26 protein-coding genes are annotated in these 21,688 nt (G+C 31.0%); 10 read left to right on the top strand and 16 right to left on the bottom strand.

From position 1 onward, the window contains the following. Positions 1-34: 34 nt before the first annotated feature. Positions 35-1,264 (bottom strand): multidrug effflux MFS transporter, encoded by a 1,230-nt coding sequence (locus tag ACH5TX_RS07405; RefSeq protein WP_439338911.1) that lies wholly within the window; start codon positions 1,262-1,264, stop codon positions 35-37. Between the two features lie 71 nt (positions 1,265-1,335). On the opposite strand from ACH5TX_RS07405, the gene ACH5TX_RS07400 reads away from it, so the two are divergent. From ACH5TX_RS07400 to ACH5TX_RS07375, 6 genes are all read left to right on the top strand, one after another. Then, positions 1,336-1,782 (top strand): DinB family protein, encoded by a 447-nt coding sequence (locus ACH5TX_RS07400; protein ID WP_439338893.1) that lies wholly within the window; start codon positions 1,336-1,338, stop codon positions 1,780-1,782. A gap of 1 nt (position 1,783) precedes the next feature. Further along, positions 1,784-2,377 (top strand): Crp/Fnr family transcriptional regulator, encoded by a 594-nt coding sequence (locus ACH5TX_RS07395; RefSeq protein WP_439338892.1) that lies wholly within the window; start codon positions 1,784-1,786, stop codon positions 2,375-2,377. Between the two features lie 99 nt (positions 2,378-2,476). Then, the gene (locus tag ACH5TX_RS07390; RefSeq protein WP_439338891.1) at positions 2,477-3,055 is read left to right on the top strand and encodes a YceI family protein; all 579 of its coding nucleotides are present in this window, start codon (positions 2,477-2,479) and stop codon (positions 3,053-3,055) included. Positions 3,056-3,182: 127 nt separating this feature from the next. After that, positions 3,183-3,791, top strand: coding sequence for a DEAD/DEAH box helicase (locus ACH5TX_RS07385; protein WP_439338890.1), 609 nt, complete (start codon positions 3,183-3,185; stop codon positions 3,789-3,791). A gap of 10 nt (positions 3,792-3,801) precedes the next feature. Continuing rightward, complete coding sequence (locus ACH5TX_RS07380; protein WP_439338889.1) at positions 3,802-4,440, top strand: acyloxyacyl hydrolase; 639 nt, start codon at positions 3,802-3,804, stop codon at positions 4,438-4,440. A 72-nt stretch (positions 4,441-4,512) separates the two neighbouring features. Next, positions 4,513-6,084 (top strand): helix-turn-helix transcriptional regulator, encoded by a 1,572-nt coding sequence (locus ACH5TX_RS07375; protein ID WP_439338888.1) that lies wholly within the window; start codon positions 4,513-4,515, stop codon positions 6,082-6,084. A gap of 369 nt (positions 6,085-6,453) precedes the next feature. Here ACH5TX_RS07375 and ACH5TX_RS07370 read toward each other — a convergent pair whose 3' ends face one another. From ACH5TX_RS07370 to ACH5TX_RS07360, 3 genes are read right to left on the bottom strand one after another with little or no spacing between them, the layout of a single operon-like run. Beyond that, positions 6,454-7,128, bottom strand: coding sequence for a PrsW family intramembrane metalloprotease (locus ACH5TX_RS07370; protein WP_439338887.1), 675 nt, complete (start codon positions 7,126-7,128; stop codon positions 6,454-6,456). Then, complete coding sequence (locus ACH5TX_RS07365) at positions 7,129-7,683, bottom strand: NUDIX hydrolase (protein ID WP_439338886.1); 555 nt, start codon at positions 7,681-7,683, stop codon at positions 7,129-7,131. A 50-nt stretch (positions 7,684-7,733) separates the two neighbouring features. Continuing rightward, the gene (locus ACH5TX_RS07360; RefSeq protein WP_439338885.1) at positions 7,734-8,822 is read right to left on the bottom strand and encodes a M42 family metallopeptidase; all 1,089 of its coding nucleotides are present in this window, start codon (positions 8,820-8,822) and stop codon (positions 7,734-7,736) included. 103 nt (positions 8,823-8,925) lie between these two features. Between ACH5TX_RS07360 and ACH5TX_RS07355 the strand changes: the two genes are divergently transcribed. From ACH5TX_RS07355 to ACH5TX_RS07345, 3 genes are read left to right on the top strand one after another with little or no spacing between them, the layout of a single operon-like run. Then, positions 8,926-9,603, top strand: coding sequence for a DUF4294 domain-containing protein (locus ACH5TX_RS07355; protein WP_439338884.1), 678 nt, complete (start codon positions 8,926-8,928; stop codon positions 9,601-9,603). 4 nt (positions 9,604-9,607) lie between these two features. Continuing rightward, entirely contained in the window at positions 9,608-10,234 is a 627-nt protein-coding gene (trhA, locus tag ACH5TX_RS07350; protein WP_439338883.1) for a PAQR family membrane homeostasis protein TrhA, read from the top strand. Position 10,235: 1 nt separating this feature from the next. Beyond that, positions 10,236-10,733 carry a GNAT family N-acetyltransferase gene (locus tag ACH5TX_RS07345; protein ID WP_439338882.1) on the top strand — a complete coding sequence of 166 codons (498 nt, stop codon included), beginning with the start codon at positions 10,236-10,238 and terminating at the stop codon, positions 10,731-10,733. 108 nt (positions 10,734-10,841) lie between these two features. Here the strand turns inward: ACH5TX_RS07345 and ACH5TX_RS07340 are convergent, their stop codons facing one another. From ACH5TX_RS07340 to ACH5TX_RS07330, 3 genes are all read right to left on the bottom strand, one after another. Continuing rightward, positions 10,842-11,270: a DUF4268 domain-containing protein gene (locus ACH5TX_RS07340; protein ID WP_439338881.1), complete on the bottom strand. Its 429-nt coding sequence runs from the start codon at positions 11,268-11,270 to the stop codon at positions 10,842-10,844. Positions 11,271-11,417: 147 nt separating this feature from the next. Continuing rightward, entirely contained in the window at positions 11,418-12,092 is a 675-nt protein-coding gene (locus ACH5TX_RS07335) for a ZIP family metal transporter (RefSeq protein ID WP_439338880.1), read from the bottom strand. 51 nt (positions 12,093-12,143) lie between these two features. After that, positions 12,144-12,914 carry a class I SAM-dependent methyltransferase gene (locus ACH5TX_RS07330; RefSeq protein ID WP_439338879.1) on the bottom strand — a complete coding sequence of 257 codons (771 nt, stop codon included), beginning with the start codon at positions 12,912-12,914 and terminating at the stop codon, positions 12,144-12,146. A gap of 134 nt (positions 12,915-13,048) precedes the next feature. Here ACH5TX_RS07330 and ACH5TX_RS07325 point away from each other — a divergent pair, with 134 nt between their 5' ends. Then, positions 13,049-14,212, top strand: coding sequence for a THUMP domain-containing class I SAM-dependent RNA methyltransferase (locus ACH5TX_RS07325; protein WP_439338878.1), 1,164 nt, complete (start codon positions 13,049-13,051; stop codon positions 14,210-14,212). 167 nt (positions 14,213-14,379) lie between these two features. Here ACH5TX_RS07325 and ACH5TX_RS07320 read toward each other — a convergent pair whose 3' ends face one another. The 9 genes from ACH5TX_RS07320 to rlmD all read right to left on the bottom strand — a co-directional run bounded on the left by ACH5TX_RS07320 (position 14,380) and on the right by rlmD (position 21,622). Further along, positions 14,380-14,892 carry a 3'-5' exonuclease gene (locus ACH5TX_RS07320; protein ID WP_439338877.1) on the bottom strand — a complete coding sequence of 171 codons (513 nt, stop codon included), beginning with the start codon at positions 14,890-14,892 and terminating at the stop codon, positions 14,380-14,382. A 275-nt stretch (positions 14,893-15,167) separates the two neighbouring features. Then, entirely contained in the window at positions 15,168-15,566 is a 399-nt protein-coding gene (locus tag ACH5TX_RS07315) for an RDD family protein (RefSeq protein WP_439338876.1), read from the bottom strand. Between the two features lie 50 nt (positions 15,567-15,616). Further along, positions 15,617-16,291 carry a hypothetical protein gene (locus ACH5TX_RS07310; protein ID WP_439338875.1) on the bottom strand — a complete coding sequence of 225 codons (675 nt, stop codon included), beginning with the start codon at positions 16,289-16,291 and terminating at the stop codon, positions 15,617-15,619. A gap of 16 nt (positions 16,292-16,307) precedes the next feature. Continuing rightward, positions 16,308-16,928 carry a hypothetical protein gene (locus tag ACH5TX_RS07305; protein WP_439338874.1) on the bottom strand — a complete coding sequence of 207 codons (621 nt, stop codon included), beginning with the start codon at positions 16,926-16,928 and terminating at the stop codon, positions 16,308-16,310. Positions 16,929-17,186: 258 nt separating this feature from the next. Beyond that, a complete protein-coding gene (locus ACH5TX_RS07300) occupies positions 17,187-18,497 on the bottom strand; it encodes a type II toxin-antitoxin system HipA family toxin (RefSeq protein WP_439338873.1) in 1,311 nt (436 codons plus the stop codon). After that, positions 18,491-18,835, bottom strand: a complete 345-nt coding sequence (locus tag ACH5TX_RS07295; RefSeq protein ID WP_439338872.1) for a helix-turn-helix domain-containing protein — start codon at positions 18,833-18,835, stop codon at positions 18,491-18,493. Before ACH5TX_RS07295 ends, ACH5TX_RS07300 begins: the two co-directional genes overlap by 7 nt. 165 nt (positions 18,836-19,000) lie before the next feature. Beyond that, positions 19,001-19,732 carry a DUF6048 family protein gene (locus ACH5TX_RS07290; protein WP_439338871.1) on the bottom strand — a complete coding sequence of 244 codons (732 nt, stop codon included), beginning with the start codon at positions 19,730-19,732 and terminating at the stop codon, positions 19,001-19,003. Continuing rightward, positions 19,698-20,201, bottom strand: coding sequence for a DUF6452 family protein (locus ACH5TX_RS07285; RefSeq protein ID WP_439338870.1), 504 nt, complete (start codon positions 20,199-20,201; stop codon positions 19,698-19,700). The genes ACH5TX_RS07290 and ACH5TX_RS07285 overlap by 35 nt, the downstream gene beginning before the upstream one ends. Before the next feature lie 8 nt (positions 20,202-20,209). Continuing rightward, positions 20,210-21,622, bottom strand: a complete 1,413-nt coding sequence (gene rlmD, locus ACH5TX_RS07280) for a 23S rRNA (uracil(1939)-C(5))-methyltransferase RlmD (RefSeq protein WP_439338869.1) — start codon at positions 21,620-21,622, stop codon at positions 20,210-20,212. Positions 21,623-21,688: the final 66 nt, after the last annotated feature.

The raw sequence follows: 21,688 nt of genomic DNA, 5'->3' as shown, positions 1-21,688 counted from the left end.
TCTTTTGTAAGTTTATCTTAAAGGAAGAAAAAAATTAACTAGTAACTAATTTAGTTTTTCGGTTTAAAACAAAGAAAACAAATACAGATAAAATACCAAAAATTGAAAAACCAATAAAGAGAGGTAAAACAGAATTTTTTACAAAACCACCTATGTAGTTAGCAATAGGAACCGCCATAACTGTTGAAATAAAACCGTTAATAGCAGCGCCAATACCAGCAATGTGTCCTATTGGTTGCATAGCTAAAGCTCTAAGGTTGCCAAAAATAAAGCCAACCGAAAAAAATTGTAAAGCAAAAAATCCTACTAAAACATAAATATTAGGATTGTTGCCAGACCAAAATAAAACAACGTAAAAAATAGAAATTACTGAATATGCTATGCTTGCCATGTATGCAATGCGCATCATACCAAATTTTACTACCAATTGGCTATTTAAAAAAGTAGCCAAACCTATAGAAATAGCTAGACTAGCAAAAATGTATGGAAACATATCGGCTAAGTTGTATTGATCTTCAAAAATTTGTTGTGAGGTACTTAAATAAACCATAAAAGACCCCGTAATAAAACCAGATACAAGCGTAAACGCAACAGCGGCAGGATACTTAAAAAATTCTTTTGTACCATCAATAAAAAGATGTGGTGTAAACTTAATGCGTTTTTCTTTGGGTAAGGTTTCTGGTTGTCGTTTCCAAAACCAAAGCATAATAAATATGCCAAAAATTAAGTTGAAATAAAATATAGATTCCCAATTAAAAAAATGAAGTAAAAATAACCCTAAAGTAGGAGCAATAACAGGAATTAATAGAAAAAACATAACAACAATAGACACTATTTTTGCCATATAATCTCCACTATAAGAATCTCGAATCATAGATAAACTTAAACTTCTAGGAGACGATAAGCCTACACCTTGAAGTACGCGTCCAATAATCATTAATTCAAAATTATTAGTAGCAACACAAATAATACTAGCTATTATAAAAAGTGTAAATCCGAAATAAACAATAGGTTTTCTACCAAAACTATCAGAAAGAGGGCCGAATATAAGTTGACCAAACCCTAAACCTAAAAATATCATGGTAATAAGCAGTTGGTTATCACTTGTGTTTGTAACATTTAAAGACTTTCCAATATCTGGTAGCGCAGGCAATAAGGCATCAATAGACAGTGCTACAATAGACATGAGTGCTGCCATTAAGGCTACAAATTCTAGTTTAAAATGTTCTGTTTTTTGCATACAACAAAAGTAGAAGAATTTAATGGAGTAAAAACTCAATAATCATTTAATAATACAATATTATTATTACTAAATTTGATACAAAAAAAAGGACGATGTATACAGAAACTTTAATTAAAATATTTAAAAATAATTTAGCTAGTCTTAAAGAAGAGATTGAATTATATAAAATTGAAAAAAACCTTTGGATTATAGATAAAAATATTAATAATTCTGCTGGAAATTTATGTTTACATATTATAGGAAACCTTAACCATTTTATTGGGGCCGTTATAGGGAATACAGGTTATGTAAGACAAATAGAACTTGAGTTTTCTATTAAAGATATTCCTGTTAATAGTCTTTTAAAGCAGATTGATGATACTGTAGTTGTTATTGAAGATGCTTTAAGTAAATTATCAGTTAATGATTTACAAAAAAAATATCCTATTGAGGTTTTTAAAGAACCGATGACTTTTGAATATTTTTTAACATTTTTGACAACCCATTTTAGTTATCACTTAGGGCAAATTAATTATCATAGGCGTTTATTAGATTCATAAAATGATAGATAAAAAAATAGAACCACTTTTAAAATATATTAGTAACTACATTGATTTAACTAAAGACGAAGAAGCTTTTTTAGAGTCAAAAGTTGTTTTAAGAACCTATTTAAAAGGACAATATATTGTACAACAAGGCGATATTTGTAAAAATGAATGTTTTGTATTGTCTGGTTGCACTAAAACGTTTTATGTAGATAAAGAAGGGCAGGAGCATATTTTAATGTTTTCTATTGAAGATTGGTGGACCTCTGATATGGCTAGTTTTATAACACAAACACCAGCCGATTTTAATATTCAATGTATAGAAAACACAGATTTAGTCTTGTTTCCTTACGACACTAGAGAAGAATTGTTTGATAAAATACCTAAGTTAGAACGTTTTTTTAGACAAATTATACAACGCGGGTTTATAGCATCACAAAAACGAATAGTTAGAGGTTTTAGTCTTTCTGCTAAAGAGCAATATGTGTATTTTAAAGAACAATATCCTAAAATTGAGCAACGTATACCTCAGTATATGATAGCTTCATACCTTGGTATAACTAAAGAATTTCTTAGTAAACTAAAAAGTCAACTTCTTTTAGATCGATAAATGTTAATCTAGATTAACATCATTTCTTAATCTATCTTATTTTTTGTTCAATACTTGTTTCAGACATTTGTATCATAATATTTATTAAAAAACAAAAAGATGAAAAAAGTAATTAAAAATTTAGCAGCAGTAGCAATAATAGCATTTGCATCATTTTCTTTTACAGGAATAGATGTAGATAAAAAGGACATTAAAACAGATAACAGTAAAGTTGTTTGGAAAGGTTATAAAGTAACAGGATCTCATGAAGGTACTATTGCTATTAAATCTGGATCATTATCTTTTGACGCAGGTAAACTAGTAGGAGGAGAGTTTGTTATTGATATGACTACTATTAATACAACCGATTTACAAGGAGAGTATAAAGGGAAGTTAGATGGACATTTAAAATCTGCAGATTTCTTTGGTGTTGAAAAATTTAAAACGGCAACATTAACTTTTACTAAAGTAGAAGCTTCTGGAAAAAACGCTTATAATGTTACTGGAAATTTAACAATAAAAGAACAAACACACCCTATTGCTTTTGTAATTTCAATTTATGGAAATAAAGCAACAGCATCTTTAAAAGTAGATAGAACTAAATATGATATAAAATATGGTTCGGCTAGTTTTATGGATGGTTTAAAAGATAAAGCTATTTACGATGAGTTCGATTTAGTAGCAGATTTAGAATTCTAAATTATAGAGTGACTAATAGCAGAAAAAGGGTGTTCAGAAATGAATGCCTTTTTTTGTTTTCAATATTCCTACTATATATAGATTCTGAAAACCTTATATTTGAAGCAAATAAAATTAAACACTATTTATGCCATTCAAGAAATTAATTGAACCACTTAAAGATACGATTGCTCATAAGGGGTTTGATACGCCTTTACCGCTTCAGAAAAAAATATTATCTAAAATTAAAGGGGGATCAAGTTTGTTTGTTATCGCTCCAAAAGAATCAGGTAAAACAACTAGTTTGGTTATTAGTGTTATTCAAAAATTAAAAAATGCTTTTGAAGATGCACCGCGTGCACTCATTTTTGTAAAAGATAAGCAAGCTGCACTAGATTTAGAATTAGAGTTTAATGCGTTTAAAAAAGGAACCAATTTACGTGTATATTGTGCTTATGAAGAAAAGAGTATAGACGACCAAAAGGATGAAATTTATGTTGGAACCGATATTGTTATCGCAACCCCAAAGCGTCTAAATAAAATCTTTTTTTTAAATGGCATTAATCTTAATAAGTTGCAAATGTTTATTGTTGAAGATGCTGAATTTTTATTTAGAAATAATAGTTTAAGTGAAGTAACAAGAACACCAGAAAGTATTGGGAAATGCCAATATTTAGTATTCTCTGATAAATTTGATGCTCGTTTTGAACGTTGGCAAGATTCGTTTATGCATCGATCTGAAATTGTAAAAGGTTAAGTTACTTTAAATGATGTTTATTTTTAATAGATATTTTCTGATTGTTGTATTTTTCGTTGTAAATAATATAGCATTAGCTCAAATAAAAAAAGAAAACCTTAAATTAGGTTTGTCTTACGGAACAGGATCTCAAAATAAGTTTCCTTTTAATTCAAAAGATTATAGTCATGAAATTACTTTTTATAAAGCTGTAATAAACTATAAGATTTTAGAAAAAAAAGATTGGAGTTATGAGATTAATATAGAGCCAAGTTATAATTTAGCTGAGCATCAATTACTAAATAAATGGTTTATAAAACCTACTGATAGTGAAAACTATTTAGAATTAAGAGATTTATATACTCAAAATAGAACCATTAAAGAGTATGTGTTAAATCTTGGTTTTTTAGCGAGGTATAATATATATAACAATCTAAGTGCATATGCTTTAGGTAGTGTTGGTCCTATGATTGCTGATAAACCTACGGAGAGGTTAGCAAAAGGATTTGCGTTTTCAGATGTATTTGGATTAGGGTTATCTTATAGAATTGGTCAGGCACAACTTGATTTTAGATATTCGTTAAGACATACGTCTAACTTACAACTGAAAGTTCCAAATGAAGGCCATAACACAACGAACATTGAATTTTCTGTGTTATATAAGATGTAATGTTTTATATGCTATTTTATCTTGTTTTTATGTATTTTTGCATAATTTTAAAACAACAGCATACTTATAGTAATGCAAAAAAATAGTTACTCTCTCAAAATATTATTTTCAAGCTTTTTTGCTATAATTTTATGTTTTTCAGGATTTAGTCAGAAAAATAAAAATTATCATCGTTTTGTTGATTCAGCAGAAGTATATATAGATACAAATTCTAAAATAGCTAGTAATTTTTTAAACTCTATACCGAAACCTATTGAAGAAGCTATAGAGGGTAGAATTGCCGACTATTATGCTATTAAGGCCTTAGTACATGATGACAGGCATGAAGAGGCTGATAAATATCAAAGTAATTTACTAGCATATAAATATGCGAAAGAAGAAAAGAATTATAGTGTTGCAGCTACTTCTTGTTTAGAATTGTTTACAAGAGTTTATTTTGCTAAAAAAGATACTATTGCTTATAAATATTTAGATAAAGCAGAAGAGTATTTTATTTTAGCTAATGATTCACTTGGCTTACTAGAAGTTGAACAAATGCATGCTTATACTTTGTTTCTTGATTATAATTATGATGCATGTAATAAGATGTTAATAAAACATCTAGATACTTATAAAAATGCTAAAGAAGATGCTTACTATTATATGTTTGCAACTTTTATGTTGTCTGTAAATTATATAGATCTTGATAGTTTAAATAAAGCAAAAAAATATTTTAAGGAATTTAAATCTTTAGAAAAAGATTCAACAATAATTAAATATAATTATTTAGCTTTTAAAGTAGGAATTGATGTGCCTTTGGCCGAAAATTATTTTAAAAAGAAACAATTAGATTCTACGTTTTATTATTTGTCAGAGGCAGCTAAACTTAGAAACTATATGGATGTTAATTTAGTAAAGAACTATTTAAACCTAAGTATAAACGCATATAAAATTTCTGGAAATATTGATAAAGCTAGAGCTTATGTAGATTCGTTATTGGTTTTTGAAGAAAAAATGATGAATAATATAGTAAATGCCGATCATAAACTAAATGATTTGTTGATAAAAGCAGAATCTGAATTGGAAGTTGAAAATATTAAAAAATATTTTAATGGGGCTCTAGCTGTTATACTATTTTTTGCTTTATCTTTTTTATGTGTTTTGTTTATTAATAATAAAAAGAAAGTCAAGTTTAAATTAAAGAAGGTTAGAAATCAAGAAAGTAATCTTTCTTATTTAAAATCTAATAACGAAAAGCTTACGGTTAAAGTACAAGGTTTAGAAGAGTATATAGTCAATTTAAAAAAAGAGGTTAAAACAATTGCTGCAATTAATGATCCTTTAAGTTTACGTGAAAGCATAAAAGGTTTTTATAAAAATTTACACCTTAATTCTTCAACACTTTTAGATAAAACAGAAAGCCATTTAGAATTAGTAAACGATTTGAATATTGAGTTTTTTAAGAAAATTAATGAATTTTATCCGCAATTAAATAATTCAGAAGTTATTATCTGTTATTATTTATTCATTGGTTTTAAAAATAAGGAAATAGCTGTTTTTTTAAATACTACTGTTAGAGCTATAGAAAGTAAACGTTACCGTATTACTAAAAAAATTAATCTCGAAAATACAACTTTAATAAAGCATCTTGAAGCCACATTTTAATAATGTGATAAATTTATTTGTCTAAATGTTTTAATTTCTGATGTTTTTAATAAAAAAGGCTTTAATCTCTTTATTTTAAAGGTTTGCGTAATAAATGCGTAGTAATAAATGATGCTTTAATCAAAGTGAATTATAAAATTTGTAGAGCTATTAATCAACAACTATAATCCACTCATGATAGCCTACTTGTTTTGCTTTCAAAAGGGTTGGAAAAAATTACAATCTTGTATTGTAATATGAAAGTAAAATAGGGTTATGGTTGTTATGATAAAAGCTATTTAAATTAAGGTTAATTTAAAGGTAGCTTTTATTTGGTTATGTAAATTAAAAGGGAGCTTGTTAATAGGCTTCCTTTTTTTATTGATTTATTTAGATCTTAAAATTCGAATTGTCTTGATGTCGTTTAATGGCCTTTCTAGATAATACAATGCCAATAAATAGCGATATAAAAGCACCAACCCAAATACCTGGTACAAAATCAATAAATAAGAAAAAGTCGTAAGCACCATGAAAAAGAGTGGCTAAAAGTAAACCGCTAATGTTTAATATGGTTTTATTATTTGAGAATTTTGCTTTTCCCATATAATATCCCATAAGAATACCAAAGGTAGCATGAGCAGGAACAGCTGTAAAGGCCCTTAAAAGCGCGGTTTCATAACCGCCTTGTAATACATACGATATGTTTTCTGTTGCAGCAAACCCCATTGAAACCATAACGGCGTAAACAATACCATCAAATGGTTCGTTAAATGCTTTATTGCGCTGCGCAAAATAGTAAACTATAATGTATTTGCTAAATTCTTCAGAAAAACCAACAACAAAAAAAGCTTTTATAAACTGCTGAAAGATGCTTTCGTAATCTGTTAACGGTAAAACAATATCAAAAATATAATAGAATATGGTAGTTATAATAATGCTAACTATAGCTCCTAATAAGAAATTATAAAGAAGAAGGCGTTTCGGTTCTTTTTCATATTTATCTTTATAATAGATATATAAAATAACAACTACTACTGGAGCAATAGCAACTAATAATAAATTCATTTAACTCAGAATTTTTATAATTTCTTGTAAAACAAATTCGTAATACGGTTTGTTAGATTCTACAAAGTGATTATTGTTATTGCCAATAGTTTTAAAAAGGAGTTTTAAATCTTCAATAGAAATTAATTTTATAGCTTCAACTTCTTCTTCCTGTGGTGTTAATTTAGATATTGGAACTTTAAGTTCTGCTAAAAAGGTATGATGAAATTCGTTATCATGAATGTTGTCTCCATAAGATTTAAAACATTCAAACATGCCTATTTTTTTTAAATCGGTTTCAGAGATAGATACGCCTATTTCTTCTTGAGTTTCTCTAACAGCAGCTTGTTCTATAGTTTCTCCAGCATCTATATGTCCAGCAACCGATACATCCCACATGAGTGGACAAATTGCTTTTTTTGCAGATCGTTGAGATAATAATACCTCACCATTTGCGGTGTAAAACCAAATATGCGCTGTATTATGGTAGTATCCTTTTTGGTGGATAATAGATTTAAGTTCAGATTTCCCTGTAGGCTTACCTTCTTTAGTTACTATGTCTATGTATTCGTCCATGAAATGACTGTTAAAAAAGATTCCCGCGAAAGCGGGAATCAATAAAAATATTATTCAAAATAACTAAAAGATTCTCCATCTTTTATATTCAGTAATGTTTCGTAAATTAATTTTATAACGTTCTCAACATCATCTTTATGCACCATTTCAACTGTAGTATGCATATAACGAAGCGGTAACGAAATTAAAGCAGAGGCAACACCACCATTACTATAAGCAAAAGCGTCTGTATCGGTGCCTGTTGCACGAGATAGGGCAGAGCGTTGAAAAGGAATTTCTTTAGCTTCTGCAGTTTCCGTAATTAAATCACGTAATTTTTGTTGTACAGCTGGAGCATAAGCAACAACAGGACCTTTTCCAATTTCTAAGTCGCCTTGTACTTTCTTTTCAATCATTGGAGTAGATGTATCATGCGTTACATCGGTTACAATAGCAACATTAGGTTTAATGGTTTGCGTAATCATTTCGGCACCACGTAAGCCTATTTCTTCTTGTACAGCATTGGTAATGTATAAACCAAAAGGAAGTTCTTTTTTGTTTTCTTTAAGTAAACGTGCTACTTCAGCAATCATAAAACCACCCATGCGGTTATCTAAAGCACGACAAACAAACTTATTGCCATTTAAAATATGAAATTCGTCTGGATAGGTAATAACACACCCTACATGAACGCCCATTTTTTCAACCTCTTCCTTGTCTTTTGCTCCAACATCAATAGTGATATTATCTGGTTTTGGTGCTTGTTCGTTTGTTCTACTTCTTGTATGTATAGCTGGCCAACCAAAAACACCTTTAACAAAACCATTTTTTGTGTGAATGTTTACAATTTTACTTGGTGCTATCTGGTGGTCACTACCACCATTTCTAATCACATATATAAGTCCGTTATCACTTATATAATTTACATACCACGAAATTTCATCGGCATGTCCTTCAATAACAACTTTGTATTTTGCTTCAGGGTTTATAACGCCTACGGCCGAACCATAAGTATCGGTAATAAATTCATCAACATATGGTTTAAGGTAATCCATCCATAGTTTTTGTCCATCCCACTCATAGCCGGTTGGTGCTGCGTTATTTAAATATTTTTCAAGAAAGTCTATCGACTTTTTATTAAGAATGCTCTTCTTTGCCATGTATAAAAGTTTTGCACTAAAATAATAATATAAATAGAAAAAAAATGTTTTAAACAGTGGAAATTAGTAATTTTGATGCATTAAAGCTTTGTTGTTTTTATAGATGAAATATTTAAAACTTATAATATTATTTTTTCCTGTTTTGCTTTTTGCTCAAGTTACTGATGTTGAGCAAGATTCAACAGAAACAAAGTATCTTATTATTAAAGGCGATTCAGTTCCTAGAACAACTATAAATCTTGAAGAGGTTATGCTTTTAAATAAGCTAAAGTTTGATAGTAAAAAGGACAGAATTAGGTATTTAATTTTACGTAGAAAAACTATAAAAGTATATCCGTATGCTAAAATGGCGGCTGATAGATTAGATTCTTTAAGTGCTCGTTTAGAAACAATGACTAAAAAGCGTGATAAAAAACGTTATACTAAAATGCTTCAAAAGTATATTGAAGGCGAGTTTTCAGAAAAGCTTAAAAAATTTACAAGAACAGAAGGTCAAATATTGGTTAAGTTGATACATAGACAAACTGGAAGAACAGCATTCGATTTAGTAAAAGAATTACGCAGTGGCTGGCGTGCCTTTTGGTATAATACAACGGCAAGTATGTTCGATATTTCTTTAAAAAAAGAGTTTGACCCTCTTAATGAAAAAGAAGATTATTTAATTGAAGATATTTTACAGCGTAATTTTCAAAGTGGACGATTAGAGTATCAAAAATCTGCAATTCCTTTTGATTTTTACGATTTAACCGATAAATGGTTACATCAATCTAAAGAACCATAAACTCATGCGCATTCAAACAGCATACGAAGAAAAACTAAATGCTCTCACTCATGCTGTTGGTGCTTTGTTTGGTATTGTTGTTTTGGTATTACTTATTCATTTTGACAGCAATAAAACTGCTTGGAGTCTTTTTAGTGTTATTGTTTATGGTATTTCTATTATAGTTTTATTTTCAGCTTCTACTTTATATCATTCTGTAAAGAGTGAAAAAAAGAAACATTACTTCAGAATTGTAGATCATATTAGTATTTACTTACTCATTGCTGGCACATACACACCTGTTTTGTTAATTACACTTAGTGAAAGTAGTGGTTGGCTGCTTTTTTGGATAGTTTGGGGTATTGCAGCTTTTGGAGTGGTTTTAAAGCTGTTTTTTACGGGGAGTTTTGAGTTGTTTTCAACATTACTGTATTTAGTTATGGGGTGGCTTATTGTTTTCGATTTTTCTAACTTATCAGATATTATAGGAAGTGATGGTATTTTGTTTCTTTTTGCTGGCGGATTAGCATATACCGTCGGTATTATTTTTTATGCCATTCAAAAAATACCGTATAATCATGTTATTTGGCATTTGTTTGTTTTAGCAGGTGCGGTGTTTCATTTTTTTATGATATTCTTTTATGTGATTTAGTATGATTAAACTTCAACCAGCAACAACGAAAGCCGATTACGAATGTATTTCAAAATTAGCGCATACTATTTGGCATGAGCATTATATAAAAATAATTAGCTTAGAACAAATAGAGTATATGCTTGAAAAGTATAATTCTGTGAAAAGCATTGAAGAACGTGTGCAAGTAGGTGTGTTATTTTATTGTTTGACATACAATAATGAACCCGTAGGTTATACAGCCATAGAAAACAAATCTGATTATTTATACATTAGTAAATTATATGTTTTAAAAACTTATAGAGGGAAAAAAATAGCGAAAGCAGCCATGTTCTTTACAGAGTCTATGGCTAAGTCTCAAAATATATCTGTTATAAAACTCAATGTGAATAAGTATAATAGCAATTCTATGCTAGCTTATGAGAAAATGGGATTTGTAAAAACAGCATCTACAATAGAGGATATTGGTAATGGCTTTGTTATGGATGATTATTTGATGGAGAAAACAATTCCTGCGTAGGCAGGAATCTTATTGCAAGAAGTTTTTATTCAATCGTTTTGTTATCGTCTTTTTCTATTTAGATAATAATACCTTTTTAATTCACCAGATTCCTGCCTGCGCAGGATTCTACCCTTCAATAACCTCTTTATATTCCTCAAAAAAGGCTTCAAATAAGCTCATATTTTCATTAAAAAACTCCATAACATCACGCCAAGTGTTTTTGTTATGTATAGATACTTTCTGTTCTAAAGGCAAGTAAATACGAGAAATCTCTTTTTCATTATCTAAAAAATATTCTTCTTCAAAAATAGCATCAGGCACGTATTCTTCAATAAAAATAGACTTTAAAGCCACTAGTTTTTCCCAGTATTTAATACGGTTTTCTAAATCGTCTTCAAGGTCTAAAGCAATTAAAGCGCTTTTGGTATCAAAATGAAATTTAAAACTAAAACCTTTCAGTTTGGTGTTGTATAAAATCCATTTCCGTGGAAACGATTTCCCAAAACTCGTCCAAAATTCTTGTTTTAATTTGCGTGATTCTTCTTTACTAAACATCAAAAAGTTGTTTTTAAATTCCCTTGAAGAAGGGAATCTCCTCAATTTTATAATTTCAATTCTTGTCATTCCTGCGCAGGCAGGAATCTATTTTACATTAATTCTGTTTTAATTTATGAGATTCCTGCCTTCGCAGGAATGACAGGTTTATATAAAATAAGCAATACCAACCCCTAAAATAATGGCAATAAATTTCGATAAATTAAATTTATGTCCTTCGCCGCTTTCAAACAAAATGGTGGTCGAAATATGGAAAAAGATACCAATAACAAGTGCATTTATAGCGTGTCCGTAATTAGAAAGCGCTTCCCAAGTATGAGAAATCATGGTGCCTAAAGGCGTCATACTTGCAAAAACAAGCAGAAACAATCCAATTTGAATTTTACTGTAATTAGACTTAAATAAAAACATACTAATAATAGTTGCAATAGGAATTTTATGTATTAAAACACCATAAACCATATCGTTATGTTCATGTATAGAAAACCCTTCTAAAAAGCTATGAATACATAAACTAACAAACAACAACCATGGAAACGACGTGTCGTGCTTATGTACGTGTACATGCCCGTGTTCGGCGCCTTTAGAAAACAGTTCTAACACTATTTGCAGCATAATACCACACATAATAAAAAGTCCGGCAAGTTTGGTGTCTAAATGCTCATACACTTCTGGCAATAACTCAAAAAGCGTTAATGCCAATAAAAAAGCACCACTAAAAGAGAGTAGGAGCTTAGTGTTCCATGTTTTTTTGTTTTTGGTAAAACTTGCAATAAGCACGCCCAAAATAACAGCGTAAAAAGGTAATAAGTAGTTATTCATTTAAAAAAATAAAGCTCACAACTGTGAGTATAATTTGCAGTCAAAAATTGACTATTTAAAAATCATTACTAATCTGTCGGAAGTCTTAGCATTAAACTTACGTAATTTATAATCGCCAAAAACATCTAGTAAAAATACACCAGCCGCTTCAAAAAGCGCTTCAAAATCGACTAAAGTAAAAGCCCGCACACGCTCTTGAAAATTGTATAAAGTACCATCAACCGTAAAGTTAATATCTTTTACAATATAACCGTCTTCCACAAAGCGTTTTAAATTAAAGGTAATACCATCAACCGTTTTAACCTCTTCGGGTACTAAATTATCAATAACAAATTCGCTATTCATAAAATCAATCACCCCAAAACCAAACTCGTTAAGATCTGCTTTTATAGCCTTAATCGTATTTAAGTTATCCTCATCCTTATCAAAATACCCAAAACTTGTAAATAAATTAAAAACAGCATCAAACTGTTTAGAATACGGTTTACACATGTCGTGCACATCAAAATGTAACGAATGGTTTTCAAACTGTTTGGCGTAATTAATACTGTTTTCGCTTAAATCTACACCCGTAACATGATAGCCTATTTTATTTAAATACAAAGCATGCCGTCCTTTGCCACAAGCCAAATCTAAAACAGTACCGCTCTCCGGAATGTTTAAATAATTGGTAAGCGTATCCATAAAAGCATGCGCCTCCGTATCGTCTCTATCCTTGTATAAAATATGGTAAAATGGTGTATCAAACCACGATGTAAACCATTTTGTAGTGTCTTTGCTCATATATGTTTTTGGGGTTCCCTCATGTTGCTTAGGCAACATAAGGTCAGGCTTTCCGCTATATCTTTTGCAAAAAAAGCAAAAGGATGCCGCATCAATCCTTAACCCGAATTATCAATAAACTTTAACGTTTGCAGCAAAATTACGTTATTTTTGCAAAGTATTTGATAAGAAAAATGGAAGAAAATTTTACAATGGTAGCCAAAACCCTTTTTGGCTTTGAAGATTTATTAGCAAACGAGCTTACACAACTAGGCGCATTGCATGTTAAGAAAGGCATTCGTAACGTCTCATTTGTTGGCGATAAAGGCTTTATGTACAAATGTAATTTAGGGTTGCGTACGGCTGTTAAAATTTTAAAACCTATCCATTCATTTAAAGTAAATAACGAAAAAGATTTATACAATAAAATCTATGCGATGGATTGGTCGCAGTATTTAAAAGCCTCAGGTACTTTGGCCGTAGATGCTACCATTCATTCCGATTTATTTTCGCACTCGCTATATATTGCGCAAAAAACAAAAGATGCCATTGTAGATAAGTTTAGAGATACCACTGGTGAACGACCTAACGTAGATTTAAAATTCCCAGATCTTAAAATAAATGTACATATAGATAGGCATCAATGTACTATTTCTTTAGATTCATCGGGAGATTCTCTGCATAAACGTGGTTATAAAACAGCCACTAATATTGCGCCAATAAACGAAGTATTGGCAGCAGGACTCATTATGTTATCGGGTTGGGACGGACAAACCGATTTTATGGATCCTATGTGCGGATCGGGCACCATGCTTATCGAGGCCGCTATGATAGCTTGCAACATACCACCAAACCTCATGCGTAAAGAATTTGCCTTTGAACGTTGGAGCGATTGGGATGTCGATTTATTCGAAAAAATAGAAGAATCGCTATTAAAGAAAACACGCGATTTTCATCATAAAATAATAGGTTACGATAAAGCACCAAGTGCAGTAACCAAAGCTAAAGAAAACGTAAAAAATGCCCAATTAGAAGATTTTATAGAAGTTAAACATGAAGACTTCTTTAAAACCCAAAAAGGAGGCGACGAAAAACTACACATGGTATTTAATCCACCTTACGGTGAGCGTTTAAATATTGATATGGAAGAGTTTTACGCAAACATTGGCGATACACTTAAGCAAAGTTACCCAGGAACCGATGCTTGGTTTATTACATCTAATTTAGAAGCCTTAAAATTTGTAGGCTTACGACCGTCAAGAAAAATACATTTATTTAATGCCAAACTAGAATCGCGTTTGGTTAAATATGTTATGTATGAAGGAAGTAAGAAGGGGAAATACATTAAAAAAGACTAAATTCCTTTTGAGGCAGGAATCTTTTGATAGTATTTCGTATTTAATACAGCTATAAAGTTTATTAAACACACTTAGTCATTTCGACGCAAGGAGAAATCACATTATTATTTTAGCACTTGTATGCGATTTCTCCTGTCGTCGAAATGACATAGGATTAACTTTTACATCTAAAACAAAGGTAACCGCTCATATTGAGCAATTAAAAACAACTTACCACAAGCGCGTGCATCAGACAGTGCATCATGATGTTTTAAAGCAATATTATGCACTTTGCAACAGGCATCTAACTTGGCGGGTTTGTAACCTTTTTTACGATAAATTTTAAGTGTACACTCCCAACGCTCTTCCATAACTAAATCTGTATGCGGAATGTTATAATCTTTCATCGTTTTTAGTAAAACAGTTCGGTCAAACGATTCGTTGTGCGCCACGGTAATAATGCCAGAAATTCGTTTTTTAATTTCAGGATATACAGCGCTAAATTTTGGAGCAAACCTCGTATCGTCTTCTGTAATACCATGTACTTGCTGGTTGTGCCAATTATAGTCGTTGTTTGGTGGTTGTATTAAAGCGTGAAACTCATCAATAATAACACCATCTTTAAAGGTAACAATACCAACAGAACAAATGTGATGTCCTTTTGCAGTTTCAAAATCTATTGCAGCGAAAGTAGTTGCCATGGTTTGGTTTTGGAAGTAAAGTTACTGCTTTATGTTTGGAAATATATTTAAAGTTCCTGCGAAATCAGGAATATCTTAATTGTAGTTTGTATTTATAGATAAAAATAAAATTAAATAAAACACTTAGTCATTTCGACGCAAGGAGAAATCACAAAAGAAGCTAAAGCAGTGATGAGATTTCTCCTAGCGTCGAAATGACTTTCTTTTACTTTTTAGTTAAATATAAAAGGTAGTCTTTTGATTTGTATACAAAAATTAGAACTTAGTGTTAAATTTTATTTTTCATAAGCCTTCACAATAGACTTAGCAAATCTATCATGAATAGCTTGTCCTTTTTTATCTCCATGAATAGTTAATAAAGACAACCAACCTAATAGTGCTTTTATTATAAAACGTATGACAGCTATGGGGAAATTAATATTCTTAGTTTCATCTTTTTCTTTTTTAACGACAATGTCATTAAAAAAATGTCCTACCGATGCTCCAAATAAAGTTACTAAAATTGGTTCGTAAATTAAAAATATAAATATGAAAACCGATATTCTAACACCATTTGAAACTGTTTCGAATGCATTAAAAATTTCGCTAGCCGAATACATTAAAGTTATTAATACAATGGAATCAATAACAGCCGCTTTAACTCGTGTTGATAATCGTGCATAATTGTTTTCCATACTATTTTATTTAAGTTTTTTTTAATCTTTAAACAGTAAAATATATCAAGTTAAGACTTATTACTTTCTAAATTATAAAGATCTTTTTCTGTAAACGCTCTAAAAGAAAATTTATAACCTTCGTAGGCAGCAATAGCATAAAAGAATATATCCATAGGGCTAAAGGTTTCTACCATTAATGATGGTACTAAACTATAATCTATCAAGCCTAAAACTTCTAAATAACCTAAACCTTCTTGGTTTGCAGCAAAACCAATCATGCTAAAAAAATTCCCTAATAAACAGCTAAGTATAGCAATAATAGCTCCTGTAATACCAAATATTTGATCGATACCTTTACCAATATAGCGCATAGTTAAGCCAACACCTGCACCTATGGCAATGGCCATATAACCTATTTGATATTCTGTTGCAACAGTAATAGCTGCCCATAATAAACCACCTGCAATGCCTACAATTAAACCTACTATGAGTGCTTTTGGGTAATCTTGCTCTGCTTTAAATTTATCGATGTCTCGTTCTGATAGGTTTTGTAAAACGTGCCCATGTTCAACAACTTCGGTATCATCAATTTTTTCTACAACCTCTTTATCTAATTCAAAGGATTTGCATTCGCCTTCAAAATTGGCTATTTCTTTTGTTTCACTACAAATGAGACCAATTTTCATATCGAGTTCTCTTTTTGTACATTGTTTACAAAATTTTAAATGTGCTTCTCTGGTCATCTATTTATTTTTTGGGTTATTCTACTTTTAATTTTATAGAATTATAGCTGAATGATTTAATGCCAATTAACCCATAAACGGTTTCTCCTTTTTTAATAACTGAACCATTAATATTATACTCTAACATTTCAGTATTAAATTTTTTATTTGCTGAACCAGCAGTAATCATATTACCAGCCGCCAAACCTGGGCCTAAAACTAATCCAATAGGAGTAGAGCTTGTTTCTTCTTGAAAACCGTTGGAGTTAGAACTTGTTGTGTATAAATTTACAGGTGTTAGTAGTAAGTAAAATAAATGTGTTGCAGGACTTTGTTTTAGCGTTTGGAATGTTTTTTCTGAGTCCAAGATGTAAAACTCTTTTCCATCTTCTTGTACTAGCTTGATGTCTTTTCCAAAAGTTAAATCTCTATCTGAATTATTAGTAACTTTTATTGCTACTAATTTTACGCCTTTTTTAGTTTCTTTCTTTTCGTATTTTTTATCTAATAAATCATATTTGTATTCTAATAACACATCATCAGATTTACTACTAGAAAGATAATTTATACTTTTAGGATTAATTATTTTGTAGCGGGAAGCACAGCTATTTAAAATGATGGCTCCAATAAGTAGAAAGATGATTTTTGATAATTTCATTGTTTTTGTTTTTTGATTGTTTTGATTATGCTATTGTTTGTTTTTTTTCTAAAAAAAAAATAAATCTAAGATAATATTGTATAAAAGTATTTACAATAAAGTAAGAATATAGAGTGAATCTAGTAATTTATTTTCGTTCAAAATAAGAAGAAATGACTAGGTGGGAAATTTAACTTTATACTGCTAATGAGAAATAGTGGTAGATGTGATTTAACTGTTTGATTAACAGTTTTTTTGTTTTTTAAGCAAAGGTGTTTTTTAAATTGACAACAAATTATTATTAATATTATCTCGTAGTTCTGGTTTAGCATTAATGTCTTCCGCGTAAGCGTTCCAATTGGCAACCACTTGATTTATTTCTGTAATTATATTATCTGCCTTTTTAATGTTCATGCTTTTAGCTACGGTTAATAAATCATGGCGTGTAAAATCTTTACGTTTTCCATTGATGCTTAAGGCATGCTGACTTACCCAAATACTACCTGGTCTGTAAGCGTAGCAAATATCGTAAGCAGGAGCAAGCTCCCAAGGTTGTCCTTGTTTTAGTCTGAAAGCGAAGTTTTTGGTATGATCGTCACAGTTTTTTGCAATAACGTTAAATGTCATTCTGCGAAACATTTGTTCTGCCTGTGGATAAGGCAAACGAAGTATACGCATAGTTTGAAAGAGTTGCTCGTAACTAAAACTTTGCATATCGGTAAAATCGAAATGCTGCATGGCGCAAAAGGTTTGTATGTGGTGTTTTATGTCGCCACCCTCTCTATCAAAACGTTTGGTCATAAAGTGTGCGCGTCCGTTTTCTTCTAACAAAATAGACTCCATCATGTTTATACCACAGTCTTTTGCCATGTTGTAATAGGCCATTTCAATTCTTCCGTAGCCTCTGCTTTTTCCAAATTGTGCATCGCTAACACCGTCTAGTTTTATAAGATACTGTTCGAAACCTTTTGGCGATTTGGTTTGTCCAGAACGTACTTGTCCTGTTTTTTTATTGTAAGCAATAATTGCTTTTGGGCGTGCACCACCTGCTGAGGTTCCTATTTTTAGTATGTCGAGCATAGCTTGTTGCTCGTCTTGATTTAGGTTGGTTTCAAAACCTTCACGCTTGTTTAGCATACGTTGCGCAATATCAACCAAACTGTCTATTTCAACTTCAAAAGTACGTTTGTTTGGTTTTAACTGTGTAGGTTCAAATTCTAAAGCTCCCATGCCTCGGGTACCTATAAAACATAATTGCTCAATAGGGTTCATGCTATTTTCTGGTCTTCCTTGTTGTGCTAACCAACTATTTATAAGTTGATTTCCATATTTATCTGGTAAAACATCGGCTAATAATCCTGGTAAACCTTTAAACGTATCATAATCACCATTTCTTAACATACGTAATTCTGGAAAAGAAAAAACTTTAGTTCCTGATAGAATGGGGATTTTAATTGGAGCTAAATCAATTTCGGTAGTTTTAAATTTTGGGTCGTATTCAAAACTGGCAATACCAGTGGTAGCATCCCAAGAAACGGCACCAACTATTTGGTTCCATATTTTAACAAAGGCTGTGTTTGTACTTACCATTCCGATTCGGTTTGCGTGTTATTATTTTTGTTTCTAGCGCGTTGTCGTTTTTGTTTTTCAAGTTTTGCTAACTCTAACGGACTTATTTGAGTCTCTATTTTAAATGAATTAAAAACATGCAGTAAATCGAGTGCACGAAGTATTTGCACAAGAGATGTTAATGAAATGGCTTCTCCGTTTTCTATTTGGCTAATGGTCCAGCGGTTAACACCTGCATGTTCTGCTGTTTGTGCTTGGGTTTTATTTTTATTTAAGCGTTGCTGCTTAATATAGCTACCTATGCTTTCAATGATAGATTTATCGCTCATTGAAGTCCAGTTAATGTTAGTATTTGCCATAATTAAAGTGTTTAAATATTTTTAATGTTAGTATTTACTATCGCAATTTACTAAAAATATTTGAGTTAAGCATGTAGGATGTTTGTTTGTGATGGTAAAAACCATCACAAACAAATTTAAAAAGTATTAATGTTAGTAAAAACTAGCACTAATATATGAGTTAAACTATTTGTCCTTTTTGTAAAGCGGAATTCTATAAGAAATAGTATAGCTGTAACCAACGCCTATACCGCTACTATCAAAAGTTTTATTAAACCCAGGTATGTATACATTTTGGAAGTTGTCTGGTTCGGTTTCACTTGCTAAAACCTTAAGCTGAACATTAAGACCTAAGTATAAGTTGTTGAGTAACTCTGCTTTCATACCTAATATAAGTTCTACCCACACAGCTGATAAATCTTTAAACTCTTTTAAATCGGTTGAAGAAAACTGAGGTTCCCAATATTGGTTTGTGTTGTAAATGTTAAAGCTATTTAGGTCTTGGCTGAAAGTGCTTGCTCCAACACGAAACCCGCTATAAATCATATTATCCATATCTAACCAATTTTGATACATGTTGTAGTCAATACCTACTTTAATATAGCTTCCTTTGCTGGTAATATCAAGGTAATTGGTAGTCGTGTTTTTTTCTTCAGTACCAATTTCTCCAGCAATATATAAACGCTTTTTTAATCGGTAATCTGCCGTAACCTCAAAACCTGTATAGTCATCATCAAGAAATGTACGCACAAGTTTGCTAAGATCTGCTCCAACACGAAGTCCGTATTTTTCTTTAATTTTTATAGAATCGTTTACGGTACTAGCAATGCTATCATTTTGTGCGTTTGCAGGAGCACAAATAAGAAATACTAGTATAAGGCTACTAATAAAATATGATATAATGTGCTTCTTCTTCATCTTCTACAGATTGGTTATCGTTTGCGGGTTGACTTGATTGTATCCAGTTATTGGTTTCAACATTAAAGGCTACATTATTAAAAATGGTTTTGTAACCACAAGCACGAGATACATATACGTTTTCTCTGGTGTAATTTATGGTTAGGGTATCTTTCTTGCCTTCAATGGTTCCATCTTCTTTTACTTTATAGTTGTTGTGAAGTATGTATTGGGTACTATCTGCATTTGTGTTTAGTGGTAATACAATAGTTCTTGTAGAAGGGTAGATACCTAAGGTGTCTTTATTACCAACTCCAACTATAAGTAGATTGACAGCATTTTTTGCGTCTTCTATACTCTCTGCATTAAAAATATCAATAATTAAATTTGGTGTTGTAGGAGTGTTTTCAGGGCAAATATCATCGCGTTCGCAACTTATGTATACAATTGTTGCAATTAGAATAATAACAAGTAGGCTTATTTTTTTCATTAATAGTATTATCGTTTTTCCAAAAGTACAACATTTTCCACATGAAATGTTTGTGGAAACATATCGACAGCTTGGGTTTTTGTTACTTTATATTGTGCATCCATTAAAGCTAAATCTCTCGCTTGTGTAGCACTGTTACAGCTTACATAAACCACTTTCTTAGGCGCTATATTTAATATTTGTTGTACAACATCTTTATGCATACCATCACGTGGCGGATCGGTAATAATAACATCTGGTTCGCCATGTGTGTTTATAAAATCGGCGTTAAATACATTTTTCATATCTCCAACAAAGAATTCAACGTTATTAATGTTATTTAATTGTGCATTTTCTTTGGCAGCTATAATAGCATCAGGTACCGCTTCAACACCAACAACTTTACTGGCTTGTTTTGCAACAAATTGCGCAATGGTTCCAGTTCCTGTATATAAATCGTAAACTAATTCATTTCCTGTTAAACCTGCAAAGTCTCGTGTTATTTTATATAGCTCAAAAGCTTGATCGGAATTTGTTTGGTAAAATGATTTGGCATTAATTTTAAATTTTAAGCCTTCCATGTCTTCAAAAATGTGATCATTTCCTTTGTAGCAAATAACATCTTGATCGTAAATGGTATCGTTTGCTTTTCCGTTAATAACGTATTGTAAGGATGTTATTTCTGGAAATGTTTCCGCAATAAAATCTAGTAATAATTCGCGTTTCGTTTTATCTTCTTGAAACATCTGAAGCATCACCATAATATCACCCGTACTTGAGGTGCGAATCATCATGGTGCGCAATAAACCAGTTTGATTACGCGTATTGAAAAATTCTATGTCATTTTCAATAGCAAATTTTTTAACCGCATTTCTTATGGCGTTTGAAGGATCTGCTTGTAAATGACATTTGTTTAAGTCTAAAATTTTATCCCACATACCCGGAATATGAAAACCTAAAGCATTTCTATCTCCTAGATCTTCATCAGATTGAATTTCTTCTAATGTTAACCAACGGCTATCACTAAAAGAGAATTCCATTTTATTTCTGTAGAAATATTGATTAGCAGAGCCTAATATAGGTGTTACTTCAGGAAGTTCTATATGTCCAATACGGGTTAAGTTATTGGTAACTTCTTTTTGTTTGTAAAATAACTGGTGTTCGTATGCCATATCTTGCCATTTACAACCACCACAAACTCCAAAATGCTCGCAAGCAGGTTGGGTTCTTTTATCAGAAAGTTTATGAAAAACCGTTGCTTTTCCTTCGTAATAAGCTTTTCGCTTTTTAAAAGTTTGTACATCAACAACGTCACCAGGTACGGCATTTGGTAAAAAAATCACTTTTCCGTCAGGTGCTTTGGCTATGGTTTTTCCTTTAGCGCCTGCATCAATGACTTCTACGTTTTCAAAAACTTGTTTTCTTGCTTTTCTTCTAGACATGCTGCAAAAGTAATTTTTTTGCATTAAAAAACGCCTAAATATTATTAGGCGTTTTAAAATAATTAT

It is taken from the genome of Thalassobellus citreus (assembly GCF_044385915.1).
In the GTDB taxonomy this organism is placed as follows: Bacteria; Bacteroidota; Bacteroidia; order Flavobacteriales; family Flavobacteriaceae; genus Thalassobellus; species Thalassobellus citreus.
This window is presented reverse-complemented; position numbering and strand designations above follow the sequence as displayed.

What these genes read in the sequence shown, in the direction of transcription:
- ACH5TX_RS07400 (WP_439338893.1), top strand. Translation starts at nt 1,336, where the DNA reads ATGTATACAGAAACTTTAATTAAAATATTTAAAAATAATTTAGCTAGT.
- ACH5TX_RS07395 (WP_439338892.1), top strand. Translation starts at nt 1,784, where the DNA reads ATGATAGATAAAAAAATAGAACCACTTTTAAAATATATTAGTAACTAC.
- ACH5TX_RS07390 (WP_439338891.1), top strand. Translation starts at nt 2,477, where the DNA reads ATGAAAAAAGTAATTAAAAATTTAGCAGCAGTAGCAATAATAGCATTT.
- ACH5TX_RS07385 (WP_439338890.1), top strand. Translation starts at nt 3,183, where the DNA reads ATGCCATTCAAGAAATTAATTGAACCACTTAAAGATACGATTGCTCAT.
- ACH5TX_RS07380 (WP_439338889.1), top strand. Translation starts at nt 3,802, where the DNA reads ATGATGTTTATTTTTAATAGATATTTTCTGATTGTTGTATTTTTCGTT.
- ACH5TX_RS07375 (WP_439338888.1), top strand. Translation starts at nt 4,513, where the DNA reads ATGCAAAAAAATAGTTACTCTCTCAAAATATTATTTTCAAGCTTTTTT.
- ACH5TX_RS07370 (WP_439338887.1), bottom strand. Translation starts at nt 7,128, where the DNA reads ATGAATTTATTATTAGTTGCTATTGCTCCAGTAGTAGTTGTTATTTTA.
- ACH5TX_RS07365 (WP_439338886.1), bottom strand. Translation starts at nt 7,683, where the DNA reads ATGGACGAATACATAGACATAGTAACTAAAGAAGGTAAGCCTACAGGG.
- ACH5TX_RS07360 (WP_439338885.1), bottom strand. Translation starts at nt 8,822, where the DNA reads ATGGCAAAGAAGAGCATTCTTAATAAAAAGTCGATAGACTTTCTTGAA.
- ACH5TX_RS07355 (WP_439338884.1), top strand. Translation starts at nt 8,926, where the DNA reads ATGAAATATTTAAAACTTATAATATTATTTTTTCCTGTTTTGCTTTTT.
- trhA (WP_439338883.1), top strand. Translation starts at nt 9,608, where the DNA reads ATGCGCATTCAAACAGCATACGAAGAAAAACTAAATGCTCTCACTCAT.
- ACH5TX_RS07345 (WP_439338882.1), top strand. Translation starts at nt 10,236, where the DNA reads ATGATTAAACTTCAACCAGCAACAACGAAAGCCGATTACGAATGTATT.
- ACH5TX_RS07340 (WP_439338881.1), bottom strand. Translation starts at nt 11,270, where the DNA reads ATGTTTAGTAAAGAAGAATCACGCAAATTAAAACAAGAATTTTGGACG.
- ACH5TX_RS07335 (WP_439338880.1), bottom strand. Translation starts at nt 12,092, where the DNA reads ATGAATAACTACTTATTACCTTTTTACGCTGTTATTTTGGGCGTGCTT.
- ACH5TX_RS07330 (WP_439338879.1), bottom strand. Translation starts at nt 12,914, where the DNA reads ATGTTGCCTAAGCAACATGAGGGAACCCCAAAAACATATATGAGCAAA.
- ACH5TX_RS07325 (WP_439338878.1), top strand. Translation starts at nt 13,049, where the DNA reads ATGGAAGAAAATTTTACAATGGTAGCCAAAACCCTTTTTGGCTTTGAA.
- ACH5TX_RS07320 (WP_439338877.1), bottom strand. Translation starts at nt 14,892, where the DNA reads ATGGCAACTACTTTCGCTGCAATAGATTTTGAAACTGCAAAAGGACAT.
- ACH5TX_RS07315 (WP_439338876.1), bottom strand. Translation starts at nt 15,566, where the DNA reads ATGGAAAACAATTATGCACGATTATCAACACGAGTTAAAGCGGCTGTT.
- ACH5TX_RS07310 (WP_439338875.1), bottom strand. Translation starts at nt 16,291, where the DNA reads ATGACCAGAGAAGCACATTTAAAATTTTGTAAACAATGTACAAAAAGA.
- ACH5TX_RS07305 (WP_439338874.1), bottom strand. Translation starts at nt 16,928, where the DNA reads ATGAAATTATCAAAAATCATCTTTCTACTTATTGGAGCCATCATTTTA.
- ACH5TX_RS07300 (WP_439338873.1), bottom strand. Translation starts at nt 18,497, where the DNA reads ATGGTAAGTACAAACACAGCCTTTGTTAAAATATGGAACCAAATAGTT.
- ACH5TX_RS07295 (WP_439338872.1), bottom strand. Translation starts at nt 18,835, where the DNA reads ATGGCAAATACTAACATTAACTGGACTTCAATGAGCGATAAATCTATC.
- ACH5TX_RS07290 (WP_439338871.1), bottom strand. Translation starts at nt 19,732, where the DNA reads ATGAAGAAGAAGCACATTATATCATATTTTATTAGTAGCCTTATACTA.
- ACH5TX_RS07285 (WP_439338870.1), bottom strand. Translation starts at nt 20,201, where the DNA reads ATGAAAAAAATAAGCCTACTTGTTATTATTCTAATTGCAACAATTGTA.
- rlmD (WP_439338869.1), bottom strand. Translation starts at nt 21,622, where the DNA reads ATGTCTAGAAGAAAAGCAAGAAAACAAGTTTTTGAAAACGTAGAAGTC.